This window comes from Actinomycetospora sp. 2LY8.5 (assembly GCF_057180585.1).
The window spans coordinates 403628-420773 of record NZ_JBXUHE010000001.1 but is presented as its reverse complement, the minus strand read 5'-3'; the positions used below and the strand labels follow the sequence as shown (position 1 = coordinate 420773).

The following is a 17146-nucleotide window of genomic DNA, read 5'->3' as shown; positions in this document are numbered from 1 at the left end:
CACGCCCCGGGATGATCCTCGGCCGGCGCCTCCCTTCACCGACCGGTCGAGCTCCGCTGCGCTCCGTCTCCTACAGTCAGGCCCCGTGCGTCTCGTCATCGCTCGGTGCACGGTCGACTACGACGGCCGTCTGACCGCGCACCTGCCGAGTGCGCTGCGCCTGCTGCTGGTCAAGGCGGACGGGTCGGTCAGCGTCCACGCCGACGACCGCGCCTACAAGCCGCTGAACTGGATGAGCCCGCCGTGCTGGCTCACCGAGGAACCGGGTGTCTGGACGGTCCGCAACAAGGCCGACGAGACGCTGACGATCACCCTCGAGGAGATCCAGCACGACTCGTCCCACGAGCTGGGCGTCGACCCGGGCCTGGTCAAGGACGGCGTCGAGGCCCACCTCCAGCAGCTGCTCGCCCAGCACGTGACGACGCTGGGGGAGGGCTGGACGCTCGTGCGGCGCGAGTACCCGACAGCGATCGGGCCGGTCGACCTGCTCTGCCGTGACGACGCCGGGCGGTCCGTCGCGGTCGAGATCAAGCGGCGCGGGGAGATCGACGGCGTCGAGCAGCTGACCCGGTACCTCGAGCTGCTCAACCGCGACCCGTTGCTGACGCCGGTGGCCGGGGTGTTCGCGGCGCAGCAGATCAAGCCGCAGGCCCGCACGCTCGCGACCGACCGCGGGATCCGCTGCGTCACGCTCGACTACGACGCCCTGCGCGGCGCGGACGTCGACGAGTTCCGCCTGTTCTGAGGTGGCGGCTCCGAGGTGGCGCCGCCGCCGTGTCCGCGGTGAGGGGCTCTCCGCCGAGATCGACGGCGAGTGCGTCTTCTGCCGGATCGTCGACGGCCGCGCCGAGGCGAGCGTCGTCGCGGAGACCGAGCGGTGCGTCGCCTTCCTGGACCTGCAGCCGGTGACCCCGGGCCACGTGCTCGTCGTCCCGCGGGCCCACGCGGCGTCGCTGGCGGAGGTCGACGACGCGGACGGTGCCGCGGTCTGGTCGCTGGCGCGGCGGGTGGCGGCCGGCCTGCGTGCCTCGGGGCTCGCCGACGGTGTGAACCTGCTGCTCGCGGACGGCGCGGTCGCGTGGCAGACGGTGTGGCACGTGCACCTGCACGTCATCGCCCGCCGGCGCGACGACGGCCTGCGTCTGCACGCCGACTGGACCCGCCCGGACCGTCCGGCCCTCGACGCGACCGCGGACCGCATTCGCGCCGCCGTGCCGTGATCGCTGTTCCTTGATCCATGGACGAATGATCCACGGAAGAATACGGACACCCAGTGTCTGCGACGCCACGTCGCTGACACGTAAGAGACAGTCGCGTCTGACCGCTACTGGTGCGTAGGTTGGCCGCATGACGAGCACCCGCGACGCGGGGACGGTGCCCGCGGCCACTGCGCAGAACACCTTCGACTCCCTCGACCCCCGCTCCGGCGAGGTGATCGCGTCCTACCCCCGGCACACCGCCGAGCAGGTCGAGGCGACGGTCGCGCGGGCGCGGCGGGCGGCGCGGTGGTGGAGCGACCTGGGGTTCGACGGGCGGGCGCGCAAGCTCGCGGCGTGGCGTCAGCTGATCGACGGGCGGCGCGACGAGCTCGCCGCCGTCGTCAGCCGCGAGACCGGCAAGCCGCTGGACGACGCGCGCATCGAGGGCATCCTCGCCCTCGACCACCTGCACTGGGCCGCGAAGCACGCCGCGAGGGTGCTCGGACCGCGCAACGCCGCCGCGGGCCTGCTGATGATCAACCACAGGGCGAGCGTGGAGTACCCGCCGCTGGGGGTGGTCGGGGTGCTCGGGCCCTGGAACTACCCGGTGTTCACGCCGATGGGCTCGATCGTCTACGCGCTCGCCGCCGGCAACACGGTCGTCTTCAAGCCCAGCGAGCTCACCCCGGGCGTCGGGCAGTGGCTCGTCGACAGCTTCGCCGAGGCGGTCGGTGGCGGGACGCGCGGCGGAGCGGAGCCGGCCCAGGTGAATGCCGACGCGATCTTCCAGCTCGTCACCGGCGAGGGCGAGACCGGCGCCGCGCTGTGCCGCGCGGGGGTCGACAAGGTCGCGTTCACGGGGTCGACGGCCACCGCCAAGAAGGTCATGGCCACGTGCGCGGAGACGCTGACGCCGGTGCTCGTCGAGTGCGGCGGCAAGGACGCCCTGCTCGTCGACGCCGACGCGGACCTCGACGACGCCGCCGCGGCCGTGGTCTGGGGCGCGATGTCGAACGCCGGCCAGACCTGCGTCGGCGTCGAGCGCGTCTACGTCGTCGACGAGGTCGCCGAGGATCTGCTCGACCGTGTCGCGCGCCGCGCGGCCACCGTCACCCCGGGTGGGGCGCCGGATGCGCAGTACGGGCCGATCACCATGCCCCGCCAGCTCGGGATCATCTCCGGGCAGATCGACGACGCGCTCACCCGGGGCGGTCGTGCCGTCGTCGGCGGCCGTGAGTCGGTGCGGGCGCCCTACGTCGAGCCGGTCGTGCTCGCCGACGTCCCCGAGGACTCCACCGCGGTCACCGACGAGACGTTCGGCCCGACGGTCGTGGTCAACCGCGTGCGCGACATCGACGAAGCCGTCGAGCGCGCCAACGCGTCGCGCTACGGGCTCGGCGCCTCGGTGTTCGCGAGGAAGCGCGGTCATGACGTCGCGCGCCGCCTGCGCGCCGGCATGGTGTCGGTCAACGGCGTCATCGCGTTCGCCGGCATCCCGTCGCTGCCCTTCGGCGGTGTCGGCGACTCCGGGTTCGGGCGCATCCACGGCGTCGACGGCCTGCGGGAGTTCACCCGGCCACTGGCGATCTCCGAGCGCCGTTTCCGCAGCATCAACGTCATGACGTTCGACCGGCCGGCCTGGGTCGTGACGGTGCTCGCCCGGCTGGTCAGCGTGCTGTACGGGCGCCGGAACTGACAGAGCGCCGACGGGCCGCACCCACCCGATCACGGAACTCGACCTACCGCCGTGACCCGGTGATTGCCAGGCTCGTCGGTGTGGCGGAGGATCTCGTCGACCGGGTCGCGGGCCCGGTCCTGCGTCCCGGTGAGGACGGCTACGACGCCGAGGTCGCCGGCTTCGACCTGTCGGTGCTCGCGCACCCCGCGGTCGTCGTCGGCGCCACGGGCGCGGCCGATGTCCTCGCCGCGGTCCGGCACGCCACGACGCGGGGCCTCGCGGTGGGGGTGCAGGCCACCGGGCACGGCCCCACGGTCCCGGCCGGTGACGACGCCCTGCTGATCACCACCCGGCGCATGGACGGGGTCCGCGTCGACCCCGCCGGGCGCACGGCGTGGATCGCGGCCGGCGCGACCTGGGAGAACGTGCTGCCCGAGGTGGCGCCGCACGGCCTCGCGCCGCTCCTGGGCTCCGCGCCCGGTGTCGGGGCGGTCTCGTACACCCTCGGCGGCGGGCTCGGCGAGCTCGGGCGGCGCTGGGGCTTCGCCGCCGACCACGTGCGCCGCCTCGAGGTGGTGACCGCCGACGGCGTCGCGCGGGCGGTGACCGCCGACGAGCACCCCGACCTGTTCTGGGCGATGCGCGGTGGCGGGGGCAACCTCGGCGTCGTCACCGGCATGGAGATCGACCTCGTCCCGCTGCGCGAGGTGTACGGCGGCGGGCTCTTCTTCCCCGGCGAGGACGCCGAGCCCGTGCTCACGGCCCTGCTCGCGGCGGGCCGCGACGCGCCCGACGAGGTGACGCTCTCCGCGGCGCTGATGACCTTCCCCGACCTGCCCGCGGTCCCGGAGGCGATCCGCGGGCGCTGGTGCTGCCACGTGCGGGTCTGCTCGTCGGGAGCGCCGGGTGGGTGCGAGGAGGTGATCGCCCCGCTGCGCGCGGCCGCGACCCCGCTGCTCGACGCGGTGCGCACCCTGCTGGTCACCGACATCGGCACGATCCACAACGACCCCGTGGCGCCGCTCGCGACCAACAGCCGCTCGCTGGCCCTGCACTGCGTCGACACGGACACCGTCACGACGATCCTGCGCCACGCCGGGCCCGCGACCGCCTTCCTCGTCGAGGTGCGCCTGATGGGCGGAGCCCTCGCCCGCCCGCCGTCGGTGCCGAACGCGGTCGGACACCGCGGCGCCGCGGCCACCGTCTACACCACCGCCCACCCGCGCCCGACGGGTCCGAGTGCGGCCGACACCGCCGCCGAGCAGGCCCTCCTCGACGACCTCGGGCCCTGGAGCGCCGGCGGCGCGCTGGTCAACTTCCTCGCCGGCGCCCATGTCACCGCGACCGACGTGCGCGCCGCGTACGAGACCGCGACGTGGACCCGACTCACCGCGGTCAAGACGACCTGGGACCGGTTCAACGTCTTCCGCATCAACCACAACGTCCCGCCGCGCACCCTCGAGGAGAGCCCGTGACCCTCGGCCTCGCCGCCGGGTCCTGGGTCGCAGCGGGCGCGTTCGCCCTCGCGGTCGTCGGGGCCCTGCTCCTGACCCGTCGGTCGCCCCGACCTACCGGAACGGTCAAGTTACCGGCTGGTACGAACCCGTCCGTCGGACCCGGGTGAAGCCTCCGTGCGCATGGCAGGATGCGCCCGACAGGGTCAGTGGTCGTCGGCAGGAAGGTTTCCACGTGGCGCGCGAATTCGCCCGGGTCGGAGTGGTCGGTCTCGGCACGATGGGAGCCGGCATCGTCGAGGTGTTCGCCCGGGGCGGCATCGAGGTCGTCGCGGTGGAGGTCGACGAGGCGTCGGCCGACAGGGGCCGCGAGACCCTCGAGGCGTCGACCCAGCGGGCCGTCGACCGCTCGAAGCTGGCCGCCGACGACCGCGAGGTGTTGCTGGGGCGGGTGCGGATCAGCACCAACCTCGACGACCTCGGCGACGTCGACCTCGTCGTGGAGGCCGTGCCCGAGCGCCTCGAGCTCAAGGCCGAGGTCTTCGCGGCGCTGAGCAAGATCTGCGGCCCGGAGACGATCTTCGCCTCGAACACCTCGTCGCTGTCGATCACCGAGCTCTCGGTGCGCACCGAGCGGCCGCAGCAGGTCGTCGGCATGCACTTCTTCAACCCGGCGCCGGTCCAGGCCCTGGTCGAGGTCGTGCGCACGGTCGTCACCGACCCCGAGGTGCTCTCCGACATCACCGGCCTGGCGGTGAAGCTCGGCAAGAGCCCGGTGGTGTGCGGAGACCGCGCCGGCTTCATCGCCAACAACCTGCTCTTCACCTACCTCAACCAGGCCGTCGGGATGTTCGAGTCCCACTACGCCGGGCGTGAGGACCTCGACGCGGCCATGCGTTTCGGCTGCGGCTACCCGATGGGCCCGCTGGCCCTCATGGACCTCATCGGCCTCGACACGGCCTACGAGATCCTCGACACGATGTACCGCCAGTCGCGCAACCAGCGACACGCGCCGGCCCCGATCCTCAAGCAGATGATCACCGCCGGGCTGCTCGGCCGGAAGTCCGGGCGCGGCTTCTACACCTACGCCGCCCCCGGGTCGCCCGAGGTCGTCGCGGACTCGCTGACCCCGCCACCGCCCGGTCAGGAGGGCGGCGACCAGCGTCCGGTCTCCACCGTCGGGATCGTCGGGACCGGCACGATGGCCACGGGCATCGCCGAGGTGTTCGCGAAGGCCGGGTACGACGTGGTCGTCCGGGCGCGCACGGAGGCCAAGGGCGAGGGCGTCGTCGCCGGCATCCGCAAGTCGCTGGAGAAGGCCGTCGTCAAGGGCAAGCTCACCGAGAGCGCCCGCGACGAGACCCTCGCCCGCGTTCGCCCGACCACGTCGTTCGACGACCTCGCCGGCTGCGACCTCGTCGTCGAGGCCGTCGCCGAGGACCTCGAGGTCAAACAGGCCGTGTTCGGCGCGCTGGACGACGTGGTCAAGAAGGGCGCCATCCTCGCGACGACGACCTCCTCGCTGCCGGTGGTCGAGTGCGCGGCGGCCACGCAGCGCCCCGACGACGTGATCGGGATGCACTTCTTCAACCCCGCGTCGGTGATGAAGCTCGTGGAGATCGTCAGCCCGATCACGACCGCCCCGGACGTGACGTCGACGGTGCGGGCCGTGACGGCGAAGATCGGCAAGCACCCGGTGCTCTGCGGGGACCGCGCGGGCTTCATCGTCAACGCCCTGCTCTTCCCGTACCTCAACGACGCGACCGCGATGCTCGAGGCGAACTACGCCACCGCCGACGACATCGACTCGGCCATGAAGAACGGCTGCGGTCTGCCGATGGGGCCGTTCGCGCTGCTCGACGTCGTCGGGCTGGACGTGTCGCTGGCGATCGAGCGGTCGCTGTACCAGGAGTTCCGGGTCCCGGGCTTCGCGCCGGCGCCGCTGCTCGAGCACCTGGTCACGGCCGGGCGTCTCGGTCGCAAGACCGGCCAGGGGTTCCGGGACTACTCGAAGAAGTAGGGGTGCCCCGCAGGCCTCGGCGCCCCACGCCCTCCTCCCGCCCCGCGGCAGAGCCCCCTCCGCTGCGGGGCGGGTGGGTGCGTGACGAGGGCGGCTGGCGGGTGCGCTCCGTCAGCGGGAGCGCGGCGAGAAAGACCTACGTCTGCCCGGGCTGCCACCAGGACATCCCGCCGGGCACGCCGCACGTGGTGGCGTGGCGGCCGGGGGACGACGCCGGGCGCAGCCGGGACACCGACGGCGGATCGCACGAGCGGCGGCACTGGCACTCGGGCTGCTGGCGGCAGGGTCGGTGACGGGGCGGTCCGGGGTGACGGCCGGTCCAGGCCGGTGTGCGGCTCCTCCGCCCCGCCACGAGCCCCTGCCCGGGCCCACACCCCGGGGTGGGCCCGGGGCTCAGTGCGCCTCGGGCTTGGCGATGCCGGCCCCGGTCAGCGACCGGACCTCCATCTCCGCGTACTTGCTCCCGTCGTGGCGCCTCTGCCCGATGTAGGTGCCCAGCGCGCCGAGCAGGAACGACGCCGGGATCGACACCAGGCCGGGGTTCGACAGGGGGAAGAGCATGAAGTCCGCGTCCGGGAAGATCGACGGGGTGGCCGCCTCCTCGCCGCGGCCCGAGACCACCGGGGAGAAGACGATCAGGATCAGGGTGACCGCGAGGCCTCCGTAGATCGAGAAGAGTCCTCCTGTCGTGTTGAACCGCTTCCAGAACAGCGAGTAGAGGATCGTCGGGAGGTTCGCCGACGCCGCCACCGCGAACGCCAGGGCCACGAGGAACGCGACGTTCTGCTGGCGGGCCAGGATGCCGCCGACGATCGCGACGACGCCGATGACGATCGCGGTGCGCCGCGCGACGCGGACCTGGGTGGCCTCGGTGTCCTCGACGTCGCCCCGCTTGATCACGTTGATGTAGACGTCGTGCGCGAACGACGCGGACGCGGTGATCGTCAGGCCGGCGACGACCGCGAGGATCGTCGCGAACGCGACCGCCGCGATGATGCCCAGCAGCAGCGAGCCGCCGAGCTCGAAGGCCAGCAGCGGGGCCGCCGAGTTGACCCCACCCGGCGCGCCGCGGATCGTCTCGGGCCCGACCAGAGCCCCGGCGGCATAGCCGATGACCAGCGTGAACAGGTAGAACAGGCCGATCAGCCAGATCGCGACCTCGACCGATCGCCGTGCCTCCTTGGCCGTCGGCACGGTGTAGAACCGCATCAGCACGTGCGGTAGGCCCGCGGTGCCGAGCACCAGGGCGACGCCGAGCGAGATGAAGTCGATCTTCGACGTCGTGCTTGCTCCGTACTGCAGGCCGGGGCCGAGCAGCCCGGCGCCGTCCTCGGGGTTCGCGGCGACGGCGGCGTCGAGCAGTGCGGAGAAGTTGAATCCGAAGAGCGCGAGTGCCCAGATGGTCATCACCAGGGTGCCGGCGATGAGCAGCACCGCCTTGATCATCTGGACCCACGTGGTGCCGCGCATCCCGCCGATGAGCACGTAGGTGATCATCACGACGCCGACGACGGCGATCACCGCGCTCTGGGCGAACGCGCCCGAGACGCCGAGCAGCAGCGACACCAGCGCGCCGGCCCCCGCCATCTGTGCGAGCAGGTAGAAGAACGAGACCGCCAGCGTCGAGGTCGCCGCCGCGGCCCGGACGGGACGCTGGCGCATGCGGAACGCCAGGACGTCGCCCATCGTGAAACGGCCGGTGTTGCGCAGCAGCTCGGCCACCAGCAGCAGCGCGACCAGCCAGGCGACGAGGAAGCCGATGGAGTACAGGAAGCCGTCGTAGCCGTAGATCGCGATGGCGCCGGCGATCCCGAGGAACGACGCCGCCGAGAGGTAGTCGCCGGCGATCGCGAAGCCGTTCTGGGTCCCGGAGAAGCCGCCCCCGGCCGTGTAGAAGTCCGCGGCCGTCTTCTTCGCGTGCCGGTTGTTGACGTAGAAGACGATCGCGAGCGTCCCCACGACGAACACGAGGAAGATGGAGATGTTCAGGGCAGGGCTCGCGGCGGCCCCGCCGCCTGCCTGCGCGAGCACGGCACTCACCGGGGGCCTCCCTCGATCTCAGCGCGGATCTTCGACGACAGCGGGTCGAGGACCCGGTCGGCGAAGCGGATGTACGCGACGGTGATCGCGAACGTCGAGACGAACTGCAGCAGGCCGAGGATCAGGCCGATGTTGATCGAGCCGAGGACCGGCGTGGCCATGAACTCCGGGGCGAAGCTGGCCAGCAGCACGTAGAGCAGGTACCAGGCCAGGAACCCGGCCGTGACCGGGAAGACGAACCCGCGGAGCCGCGTGCGCAGCTGCTGGAACTCGGGACTGCTCTGGGCGGCCGCCCAGTCGGGCGTGCCCGGCGGGGCTCCCTCGGGCTGCTCGTCGGGCTCGGTCGTACTCACGTCTGCCTCCTTGCACCACCCGGCACGTCCTCGGACCGCAGTCAGGAAAGGGCCTCACGCTCGTGTGCGGAAGCCCACACACGAGCCTGGCCGGGCCCGTGCTGCGAGCGGCCGACGACCGGACGACCGAGCGCCGCGGAGAACGTCCGGCGGTCTTGACCTCAGGAGTCCGATGTGGTGGCGCGCTCGCGGTCGGTCAGGTGCAGCCGGAGCATGGCCGCCTCCGCCCCGGCGGGGACGTGGTCACGCCGGGACACCACGACCATCACGGCGAACGCACACGAGACCGACCACAGGGCCGGTTGGGTGAGCAGGGTGCCCGCCGTCCCGCCGAGGCCGAGCATCGCGCCGAGCGTCATCGCCCCGACCGCCGCGACCAGCCCGGTCACCATCCCGGCGTACGCGCCGCGCGCGGTCAGCCCCCGCCACCACAGCCCGAGCACCAGCAGCGGGCAGAACGTCGACGCCGCGACGGTGAAGGCCGAGCTGACCGCGGCACCGACGTCGATGCGCACCATGAGCAGCGCCGCCGGGACGACGGCCGCCGACGCGGCCAGGGCGGTGAGGCGAAGCCGGCGCAGCCCCGACGGCATGAGGTCGTGGGCGAGCGCACCGGACAGCGCGAGCAGCAGCCCGAGCGAGGTGGCGAGGAACGCCGCGAACGCCCCGGCGGTGAGCATCGCGGTCAGCGCCGCGGCGGTGCCACCGCCGGTGACACGGCCCGGCAGCGTGACGATGGCGGTGTCGGTGCCCTGGGACAGGTACAGCTCCGGGGTCAGCACGGTGCCGAGCAGTCCGTAGACGACCGGGAAGAGGTAGAACGCGCCGAGCATGGCCACGGTGATCGCGGCGGTGCGCCGGGCGCCGCGCCCGTCGGGGCTCGTGTGGAAACGCACGATGATGTGCGGCAGCCCCATCGTCCCCAGCGCCGTCGCGGCCAGGACCGACAGGGTCGCCAGCAGCGGCGCGGTGTCGGCGGTGCCGAGCAGCGGCAGCGCCCACTCCTCGCCGCCGGGCACCGGCTGCGCGGACCGGTCACCGCCCAGCTCCGGCACCGCCGCGCCGCCGGGGAATCGCCAGATCTGGCCTGCGCTCGCGTGGTGCGGGCCGGGCTCCAGGGCGGTCGGCACGCCGTCGATCCCCACGACGACCGGCTCGGTGAGCACGAGGTCGGTGTCGAGACGGAAATCGACCGGGGTGTCCGCGGCGAAGTGGCTGAACTCCGGGGGCGCCGCGACCTCCTCGCGCAGCTGGGGGCCGGCGAGCAGCAGCAGCCAGACGGCGGGCACCGCGAACAGCAGCAGCTTCAGCGCGAACTGGAACGCCTGCACGTAGGTCGCCGCCCGCATCCCGCCCAGCGCCAGCGTCAGCCCCACCGCGAGCCCCGACACGACGACACCCACCCAGTAGTCCACCCCGGAGACCAGGGTGAGCAGCTGCCCGGCCGCGACGATCTGCGGCACCAGGTAGAGCGCCGCGATCACCACCACGACCACCGCGGCGAACCGGCGCAGCGACCGCGACCCCAGCCGGGCCTCGGCGAACCCCGGCACGGTCAGCGCGCCGGAACGACGCATCGGCGCCGCGACCAGCACCAGCATCAGCAGGTAGCCGGCGGTGAACCCGACCGGGTACCAGAGCGCGCCGGTCCCCTCCTTGATCATGAGCCCGGCGACGCCCAGGAACGACGCCGCGGAGAGGTACTCGCCGGAGACCGCCGCGGCGTTGAGCATCGGCGAGGTCTGGCGGGAGGCGACGAGGAAGTCCGAGGTCGTGCGCAACGCGGCGACACCGCCGGCCCCGATCAGGACCGTGACCACCAGGAGCGCGACGACCGCAGCGACGGTCATGGTTCCTCGGCGGGGTCGGGCGGGCCGGTTCCCGGGGATCGTTCGACTCCCTCGGCGCGACGCAGGTGCCACCACGCGATGACGCCGAGCAGCGGGTAGGGCAGCCAGGCGACCGCGATCCATCCGAGCGGCAGACCGGTTCCCCGCCACCGCGCGACGTCGGGCGCGAGCCACAGCATCAGCGGCAGGCCGACGAGCAGCACCGCCGACCAGGCGAGGGTGATCCCGGCACGACGAAGCTGCGCCCGCCGCAGCTCGCGCGCCCGGTCCGCCACGTCCGACCCGAGGGCGACCGGCGCGGGCACGGGGCGCGGGACGCCGCGCGGAACGCCGCTCTCGGTGGGCGCGGTCACCGCGACGCGCCGCGACCGGGCGCTCACGCCCGGCCCCTGTCCCGACTCTCCAGGGCGTCCGACGTGGCGGCGGCCAACAGCCGGTCGCGGAGCTCGCGCGCGTGCCGGCGGCTGACCGGCACGTCCCCGGCATCGGTGTGGGCGAGCAGCCCGCCGCCGGCGTCGCTGCGCAGCTCGCGGACCGAGGGCAGGTGGACCAGGAAGCTGCGGTGCACGCGGAGGAAACGGTGGCCGTCCCAGTGCACCTCGAGGCGGGACAGGGGGATCCGCACCAGGGGCGAGCCGCCGGGAACGTGCAACCGCACGTAGTCGCCGTGCGCTTCGACGAACCGGACGTCCTCGCGGTGGACGTAGCGGGTGCGCCCGGCGATCTCGACGGGCAGCACGGCGAGCTCGTCCATGCGCGGCGTCGTGCGTTCTGCTCCCGTCCGGGACGACGGCGAGTTCGGGTCGCCCGGGGCGCTCGGGCCGGCGCCGGCGGCGGACCGGCCGGCCCGGGCGCGGTGGACGCGGGTGAGAGCGTCCGCGAGGCGGTCCGGGCCGACCGGCTTGAGCAGGTAGTCGACGGCCCCGAGGCCGTAGGCGGCGACGGCGTGTTCGTCGAACGCGGTGACGAACACGATCTCCGGGGGCACGGCCATCGCGGCGAGGACGCCACCCAGCTCGAGCCCGTCGATCCCGGGCATGGCGATGTCGAGGAACACGGCGTCGAAACCGCCGGTGGAGATGGCGCGCAGCGCCTCGACGGCGTCGCCGGCGCGGGTCACGTCGCCGACGCCGGGTGCGTCGGCGAGCAGCGCGCCGATCTCGTCGAGAGCCGGGGCGACGTCGTCGACGGCCAGCACCCGCAACGGGAGACGTGGCGGAGCGGAGCTCGACGACCCGGACGGCGCATCCATCGTCAGACCACGACCCCGGGCCGGAATCGCGGTATCCGCAGCACGACCCGCGCGCCCGCGCCGAGCGCGGTCTCGATCACCAGGCCGTGCCCGGGGCCGTACACGGCGCGCAGCCGGCGGTCCACGTTCACCAGCGCCACGCCGGCACTCTCGGCGGTGCCGGCCAGGACCGCGCGGGCGTGCTCGGGACTCATGCCGGGCCCGTCGTCCTCGACCACGATCACGCAGACGTCCCCCTCGGCCTCGCCGCTGACCTGGACGAGACCGCCGTCGGGGGAGCACTCCACGCCGTGCTGCACCGCGTTCTCCACCAGCGGCTGCAGCGCCAGGACGGGGACCGGCACCGCGAGGACCTCCGGCGCGACCCGCACCTGCACCCGCAGCCGCGCACCGAGGACGGCGCGGGCCAGGGTCAGGTAGGCCTCCACCGAGCGGAACTCACCGGCCAGGGGCACGTAGTCGCCGCGGGCGGCGAGCGAGTGCCGGATGAAGTCGGCGAAGGTCTCCAGCAGGTCGCGGGCGCGCGCCGGATCGGAGCGGACGAAGGAGGCGATCGTGCTGAGCGCGTTGTAGACGAAGTGCGGCGAGATCTGGGCGCGCAGGTCCCGCAGCCGGGCGGCGTCGGCCTCGGCGGCGTCGTCGGCGAGCCGGGCGCGTTCCAGGGCGTCGGCGACGAAGGCGGCCGTCCGGCGAGCGACGGCGAGCGGGACCCCGCCGCCCAGGACGAGCACCGGCTGCTGATCGGAGGGGCCGGCCTCGCCCAGCGGCTGCGCGCAGCGGCCGTCCTCGGTGAGCCGCCGGCCCCGGGCGCGCCCCGCGAGCGCGACGCCCTCGGTGCGGCCCGGCCCCCACCAGGTCACGTCCTGGCCGGGCCGGACGAGACCGGCCGCGTCGGCGCCACACAGACCGGCGAGGCGACGCAGCGCGTCGACGCCGGCGGGGGAACCGGCGGGTTCGCCCAGCCCGGCGACGACCGCCATCCCGGTCTCCAGCGCCTCGGTGGGGTCGGGAACCGCCGTGTCGCGCGGCCGGCGGGTGCCCAGCAGAGGGAGCCGGGACGTGCGCCCTCCGTCTCCGCGGTCGCGTCCGGCCCACACCCGGCCAGGATAGAACCCCGTGCGGGCCACACCCGCCGATCGAGCCCGGGACGGAGGGCGCTCAGCGCGAGGGTGCCGCGCTGCGCTGCTCGGGCGCGGTGGCCCCGCCGAGGTCGCCGGCGTCCGTACCCGCGTCGTGGCCGTTGCCGGCGGCCGGCGGGTCGGGCAGCACGGGGCGGCCGTCACCCGGCTTCTCGTCGGGGAACGAGTCGACGGTGGGCAGTGTCCCGAGCGCCTGGCGCAGCGAGGACAGCTGCTGGCCGACCCGGTCGCGCAGGCGCCTCATGTCCGCGACCTCGGCGTCGGCCTCGCGCAGCCAGCGCCGGGCCTCCTCGGAGGCCTCCTGGATGTACTTGTCGGCCCGCTCCTTCGACGCCTTCTCGTCGGCCTCGAGCTGGCGCATCGCCTCGCGGCGCCGCGCCGCCATCGCGACCGCGAAGTCGTTCTCGACCTGCTCGCGGGACGCGCGGCCCTCGGCGTCGAGGCGGTCGCGCTCCTGCTCGGCCTCCTGGCGCAGGCGGGCGGCCTCGGCACGGGCGTCGTCCATGACGCTGCGGTGCTCGTCCTCCATCGCGTGGCGCCGGCGTTCGTTGTCGGCGAGGCCGTCGTCGTAGCGGTGACGGGCCTGCTCGGCGTCGGCCTCGGCGCGCTCGCGGATCTCCCGGGCCTGACCGCGGGCCTCCTCGAGCGTGCTGCGCGCCTGCTCGTCGGCCTCCTCGACGGAGCGCCGCGCCCGCTGCTCGGCCTCGGCGGCCGTCCTGCGAGCGTGCTCGTCGGCGCCGTTCATGGTGCGCCGCGCGTACTCGTCGGCCTCCTCGCGGACACGTCGGGCCGCGTCGGTGGCCTCGTCGCGCATCGACCGCGTCTCGTCCTGCGCGAGGCGCAGCATCCGCTGCAGGCGCTCGGACAGGCCCTCCATGGTGTCCGGCGGGGCCGAGAGCCGGTCGACCTGCGCGCGCAGGTCCTCGACGTGCGCGCGGTGGTGGTCGAGCGCCCGGGCGAGCTCGGTCGCCTGGGCCACGGCGGCGTCGCGGTCGGCGGTGAGGATCCGCAGGTCCGCCTCGACGCGGTCGAGGTGCTCCTCGACCTGCCCGCGGTCGTACCCGCGGCGCACGACGTCGAAGCCGGTCCCCAGCGGCAACAGCTCGTGCTCGTCGGACGGCATGCCGGTCACGGTACCGGCGTGACGGAGGGCGCTCCACGGACGGGTGAGTGTGTCGCCCTCACCCGTCCGTGGATCGTAGCGCCGTTGATCAGACGCCCCGGAAGCGGTTGATGCCCTCGAGGTGCTGGGCGCGCTTCTCGGTGTTCGTGACGCCCAGACCCTCCTCCGGGGCGAGGCCGAGCACACCGACCTTGCCCTGGTGGCTGTTGTGGTGCACGTCGTTGGCGGCCTCGCCGGTCTGGTCCAGCGGGTAGACGCGCGACACGGTCGGGTGGATCGCGCCCTGGGCCACCAGGCGGTTCGCCAGGTAGGCCTCCTTGTAGTTGGCGAAGTGCGACCCGATGATCCGCTTGAGGTTCATCCAGAGGTAGCGGTTGTCGTACTGGTGCATGAAGCCCGAGGTCGAGGCACAGGTGACGATCGTGCCGCCGCGCTTGGCGACGTAGACCGAGGCGCCGAACGTCTCGCGGCCCGGGTGCTCGAAGACGATGTCCGGGTCGTCGCCGCCGGTGAGCTCACGGATCTTCTGGCCGAACCGCTTCCACTCGCGCGGGTCCTGGGTCTCGGGGTCGGACCAGAACTTGTAGCCCTCCTGCGAGCGATCGATGATCAGCTCGGCGCCCATCTTCCGGCAGATCTCGGCCTTCTCGGGGTTCGAGACCACGCAGACCGGGGTCGCGCCGCCGTTGAGCGCGAACTGGGTGGCGTACGAGCCCAGGCCGCCCGAGGCGCCCCAGATGAGCACGACGTCGCCCTGGGTCATGTTGGCGCCGTTCGCGCTGACCAGCTGGCGGTAGGCGGTGGAGTTGACCAGCCCGGGGGAGGCGGCCTCCTCCCAGGTCAGGTGGTCGGGCTTGGGCATGAGCTGGTTGGTCTTGACCAGCGCCAGCTCGGCGAGCCCGCCGAAATTGGTCTCGAAGCCCCAGATGCGCTGCTCGGGGTCCATCATCGTGTCGTCGTGGCCGTCGGGGGCCTCGAGCTCGACCGAGAGGCAGTGCGCGACGACCTTGTCGCCGGGCTTCCAGGTGTGCACGCCCTCGCCGGTCTTGAGCACGACGCCGGCGAGGTCGGAGCCGACCACGTGGTAGGGCAGGTCGTGGCGCTTGGCGAGCGGCGAGGTCCTGCCGTAGCGCTTGAGGAAGCTGAACGTCGACACCGGCTCGAAGATCGAGGTCCACACCGTGTTGTAGTTGATGGCGCTCGCCATCACGGCCACCAGGGCCTCGCCGGGCGCCACCTCCGGGGTGGGCACGTCGTCGAGGTGCAGCGACTTGCGCGGGTCCTTCTCGTTCGAGGCCATCCCCTCGAACATGTCGGCCTCGTCGGCGTGGACGGTGATGCCCCGGTACGACTCGGGGATCTTCAGGCCGGCCACGGCGGCGGTGTCGTCGGCGAGGATGGCGTCGCGGATGTCCTGCACGTTCTAGCCTCCGGATGTGGTGCGGTGGCGCGAGGCTACCGACCGGTAACGGTCCTGGGGACCGGGGTGTGAGGTGGTCGGCGTCCTAGTGGCCGGCGGGACCGTCAGCGGGCTCGACGAGCTCGACGAGGACGCCACCGGCGTCCTTCGGGTGCACGAAGTTCACGCGCGAGCCCGCGGTGCCCCGGCGCGGGGCGTCGTAGAGCAGGCGCAGCCCCTTGCCGCGCAGGACCTCGGCGCTGCGCTCGACGTCCGTGACGCGGTAGGCCACCTGCTGCAGCCCGGGGCCGTTGCGGTCGATGAACCTGGCGATCGTCGAGGTCTCGTCGACGGGGGCGAGGAGTTGCACCGCCGGTCCGCGCTCGTCGCCCGGGGCGTGCAGCATCGCCTCTCGGACCCCCTGCTCCTCGTTGACCTCCTGGTGGGTGGCCACGAGTCCCAGGTTCTCGGCGTACCAGGCGATCGCGGCGTCGAGGTCGGGTACGGCGATCCCCACGTGGTCGATGGTGGTGATCCCGCTCGCGGCCAGGTCGTCGGAAGCCATGGCCGGCAGGGTAACCATCTGAATCGAAGTATCCGCTGCGTGACGCGGGGCACGCTTGGGTTACCAAGCAACCGACGGCGGGGCCGTGCGATGGGTAGCCTGCCGCGCCGTGGACCTGGAGCGGCTGGTCGCCGACGCCCGTGACGGGACGCCCCGCGCGGTGTCGCGGCTCATCTCCCTGGTCGAGGACGGGAGCCCGCACCTCCGCGAGCTCGCGGCCGCGCTGGCGCCCCACACGGGCCACGCGCGGGTGGTGGGACTGACCGGATCGCCCGGGGTCGGCAAGTCGACGACCACGTCCGCGCTGGTCAGCGCCCTGCGCGCCGACGGCCGGCGCGTCGGCGTCCTCGCGGTCGACCCGAGCTCGCCGTTCTCGGGCGGGGCGCTGCTCGGCGACCGCGTCCGGATGAGCGAGCACGCCACCGATCCGGGCGTGTTCATCCGATCGATGGCCACGCGCGGCCACCTCGGCGGGCTCGCGGCCGCCACGCCCCAGGCGCTGCGGGTCCTGGACGCGGCCGGCTGCGACGTGATCCTGATCGAGACCGTGGGCGTGGGCCAGTCGGAGGTCGAGGTCGTCGCCCTGGCCGACACCACGGTCGTGCTTCTGGCGCCCGGGATGGGTGACGGTGTCCAGGCGGCCAAGGCGGGGATCCTCGAGGTCGCCGACGTGTTCGTGGTCAACAAGGCCGACCGTGACGGGGCCGACGCCACCGTGCGCGAGCTGCAGCACATGGTGTCGCTGAACCGGCGCGAGATGTCGGGCCCGTCGTGGCGCCCGCCGGTGGTCCGGACCGTGGCGTCGGCGGGGGAGGGGATCGACGACCTCGTCGGCGCCCTCGACGCCCATCGCGCGTGGCTGGCCGACCACGACCGCCTCGGCGAGGGCGCCCGGCGCCGGGCGCGCGCCGAGATCGAGGCCATCGCGCTGGCCCACCTGCGGACGCGGATCCGGGAACTGTCCGGGACCTCGGCGCTGAACGAGCTCGCCGAGCGCGTCGTCGCGGGTGACCTGGACCCCTACGCCGCCGCCGACGACGTCGTGTCCTCGGTGCGGAGCTGAGGGACTTTCGG

The 17146-nt window shown here is 73.5% G+C and carries 16 protein-coding genes; 7 read left to right on the top strand and 9 right to left on the bottom strand.

Features of this window, described 5'->3' with window-relative positions:
• Positions 1–85 precede the first annotated feature (85 nt).
• The 6 genes from nucS to AC2A1K_RS01830 all read left to right on the top strand — a co-directional run bounded on the left by nucS (position 86) and on the right by AC2A1K_RS01830 (position 6644).
• Positions 86–745, top strand: coding sequence for an endonuclease NucS (nucS, locus tag AC2A1K_RS01855; protein WP_483894598.1), 660 nt, complete (start codon positions 86–88; stop codon positions 743–745).
• Position 746: 1 nt separating this feature from the next.
• Positions 747–1220 (top strand): HIT family protein, encoded by a 474-nt coding sequence (locus AC2A1K_RS01850; protein WP_483894597.1) that lies wholly within the window; start codon positions 747–749, stop codon positions 1218–1220.
• Between the two features lie 127 nt (positions 1221–1347).
• Positions 1348–2895, top strand: coding sequence for an aldehyde dehydrogenase family protein (locus AC2A1K_RS01845; RefSeq protein WP_483894596.1), 1548 nt, complete (start codon positions 1348–1350; stop codon positions 2893–2895).
• A gap of 80 nt (positions 2896–2975) precedes the next feature.
• The gene (locus AC2A1K_RS01840; protein WP_483894595.1) at positions 2976–4352 is read left to right on the top strand and encodes an FAD-binding oxidoreductase; all 1377 of its coding nucleotides are present in this window, start codon (positions 2976–2978) and stop codon (positions 4350–4352) included.
• A 214-nt stretch (positions 4353–4566) separates the two neighbouring features.
• Positions 4567–6351 (top strand): 3-hydroxyacyl-CoA dehydrogenase family protein, encoded by a 1785-nt coding sequence (locus AC2A1K_RS01835; RefSeq protein ID WP_483894594.1) that lies wholly within the window; start codon positions 4567–4569, stop codon positions 6349–6351.
• 77 nt (positions 6352–6428) lie between these two features.
• Entirely contained in the window at positions 6429–6644 is a 216-nt protein-coding gene (locus AC2A1K_RS01830; RefSeq protein ID WP_483894593.1) for a hypothetical protein, read from the top strand.
• A gap of 100 nt (positions 6645–6744) precedes the next feature.
• Here the strand turns inward: AC2A1K_RS01830 and AC2A1K_RS01825 are convergent, their stop codons facing one another.
• From AC2A1K_RS01825 to mce, 9 genes are all read right to left on the bottom strand, one after another.
• A complete protein-coding gene (locus AC2A1K_RS01825) occupies positions 6745–8391 on the bottom strand; it encodes a solute symporter family protein (RefSeq protein WP_483894592.1) in 1647 nt (548 codons plus the stop codon).
• Complete coding sequence (locus tag AC2A1K_RS01820; protein WP_483894591.1) at positions 8388–8744, bottom strand: DUF485 domain-containing protein; 357 nt, start codon at positions 8742–8744, stop codon at positions 8388–8390. Before AC2A1K_RS01820 ends, AC2A1K_RS01825 begins: the two co-directional genes overlap by 4 nt.
• 161 nt (positions 8745–8905) lie before the next feature.
• Complete coding sequence (locus AC2A1K_RS01815; protein ID WP_483894590.1) at positions 8906–10594, bottom strand: sodium/solute symporter; 1689 nt, start codon at positions 10592–10594, stop codon at positions 8906–8908.
• Positions 10591–10974, bottom strand: a complete 384-nt coding sequence (locus tag AC2A1K_RS01810; protein ID WP_483894589.1) for a hypothetical protein — start codon at positions 10972–10974, stop codon at positions 10591–10593. Before AC2A1K_RS01810 ends, AC2A1K_RS01815 begins: the two co-directional genes overlap by 4 nt.
• On the bottom strand, positions 10971–11846 hold the full coding sequence (locus tag AC2A1K_RS01805; protein ID WP_483894588.1) for a LytR/AlgR family response regulator transcription factor: 876 nt from the start codon (positions 11844–11846) through the stop codon (positions 10971–10973). The genes AC2A1K_RS01810 and AC2A1K_RS01805 overlap by 4 nt, the downstream gene beginning before the upstream one ends.
• Positions 11847–11848: 2 nt before the next feature.
• Positions 11849–12943: a sensor histidine kinase gene (locus AC2A1K_RS01800; protein WP_483894587.1), complete on the bottom strand. Its 1095-nt coding sequence runs from the start codon at positions 12941–12943 to the stop codon at positions 11849–11851.
• A 61-nt stretch (positions 12944–13004) separates the two neighbouring features.
• Positions 13005–14108, bottom strand: a complete 1104-nt coding sequence (locus AC2A1K_RS01795) for a DivIVA domain-containing protein (RefSeq protein WP_483894586.1) — start codon at positions 14106–14108, stop codon at positions 13005–13007.
• 88 nt (positions 14109–14196) lie between these two features.
• Positions 14197–15528 carry a crotonyl-CoA carboxylase/reductase gene (ccrA, locus tag AC2A1K_RS01790; protein ID WP_483894585.1) on the bottom strand — a complete coding sequence of 444 codons (1332 nt, stop codon included), beginning with the start codon at positions 15526–15528 and terminating at the stop codon, positions 14197–14199.
• A gap of 85 nt (positions 15529–15613) precedes the next feature.
• The gene (mce, locus tag AC2A1K_RS01785) at positions 15614–16072 is read right to left on the bottom strand and encodes a methylmalonyl-CoA epimerase (RefSeq protein ID WP_483894584.1); all 459 of its coding nucleotides are present in this window, start codon (positions 16070–16072) and stop codon (positions 15614–15616) included.
• A 109-nt stretch (positions 16073–16181) separates the two neighbouring features.
• Here mce and meaB point away from each other — a divergent pair, with 109 nt between their 5' ends.
• Positions 16182–17135 carry a methylmalonyl Co-A mutase-associated GTPase MeaB gene (meaB, locus tag AC2A1K_RS01780; RefSeq protein ID WP_483894583.1) on the top strand — a complete coding sequence of 318 codons (954 nt, stop codon included), beginning with the start codon at positions 16182–16184 and terminating at the stop codon, positions 17133–17135.
• Positions 17136–17146: the final 11 nt, after the last annotated feature.

Bases quoted from the DNA above. Each gene is read 5' to 3' on its own strand.
- AC2A1K_RS01815 (WP_483894590.1), bottom strand. From the start codon at position 10,594: ATGACCGTCGCTGCGGTCGTCGCGCTCCTGGTGGTCACGGTCCTGATC.
- AC2A1K_RS01805 (WP_483894588.1), bottom strand. From the start codon at position 11,846: ATGGATGCGCCGTCCGGGTCGTCGAGCTCCGCTCCGCCACGTCTCCCG.
- AC2A1K_RS01845 (WP_483894596.1), top strand. From the start codon at position 1,348: ATGACGAGCACCCGCGACGCGGGGACGGTGCCCGCGGCCACTGCGCAG.
- mce (WP_483894584.1), bottom strand. From the start codon at position 16,072: ATGGCTTCCGACGACCTGGCCGCGAGCGGGATCACCACCATCGACCAC.
- AC2A1K_RS01795 (WP_483894586.1), bottom strand. From the start codon at position 14,108: ATGCCGTCCGACGAGCACGAGCTGTTGCCGCTGGGGACCGGCTTCGAC.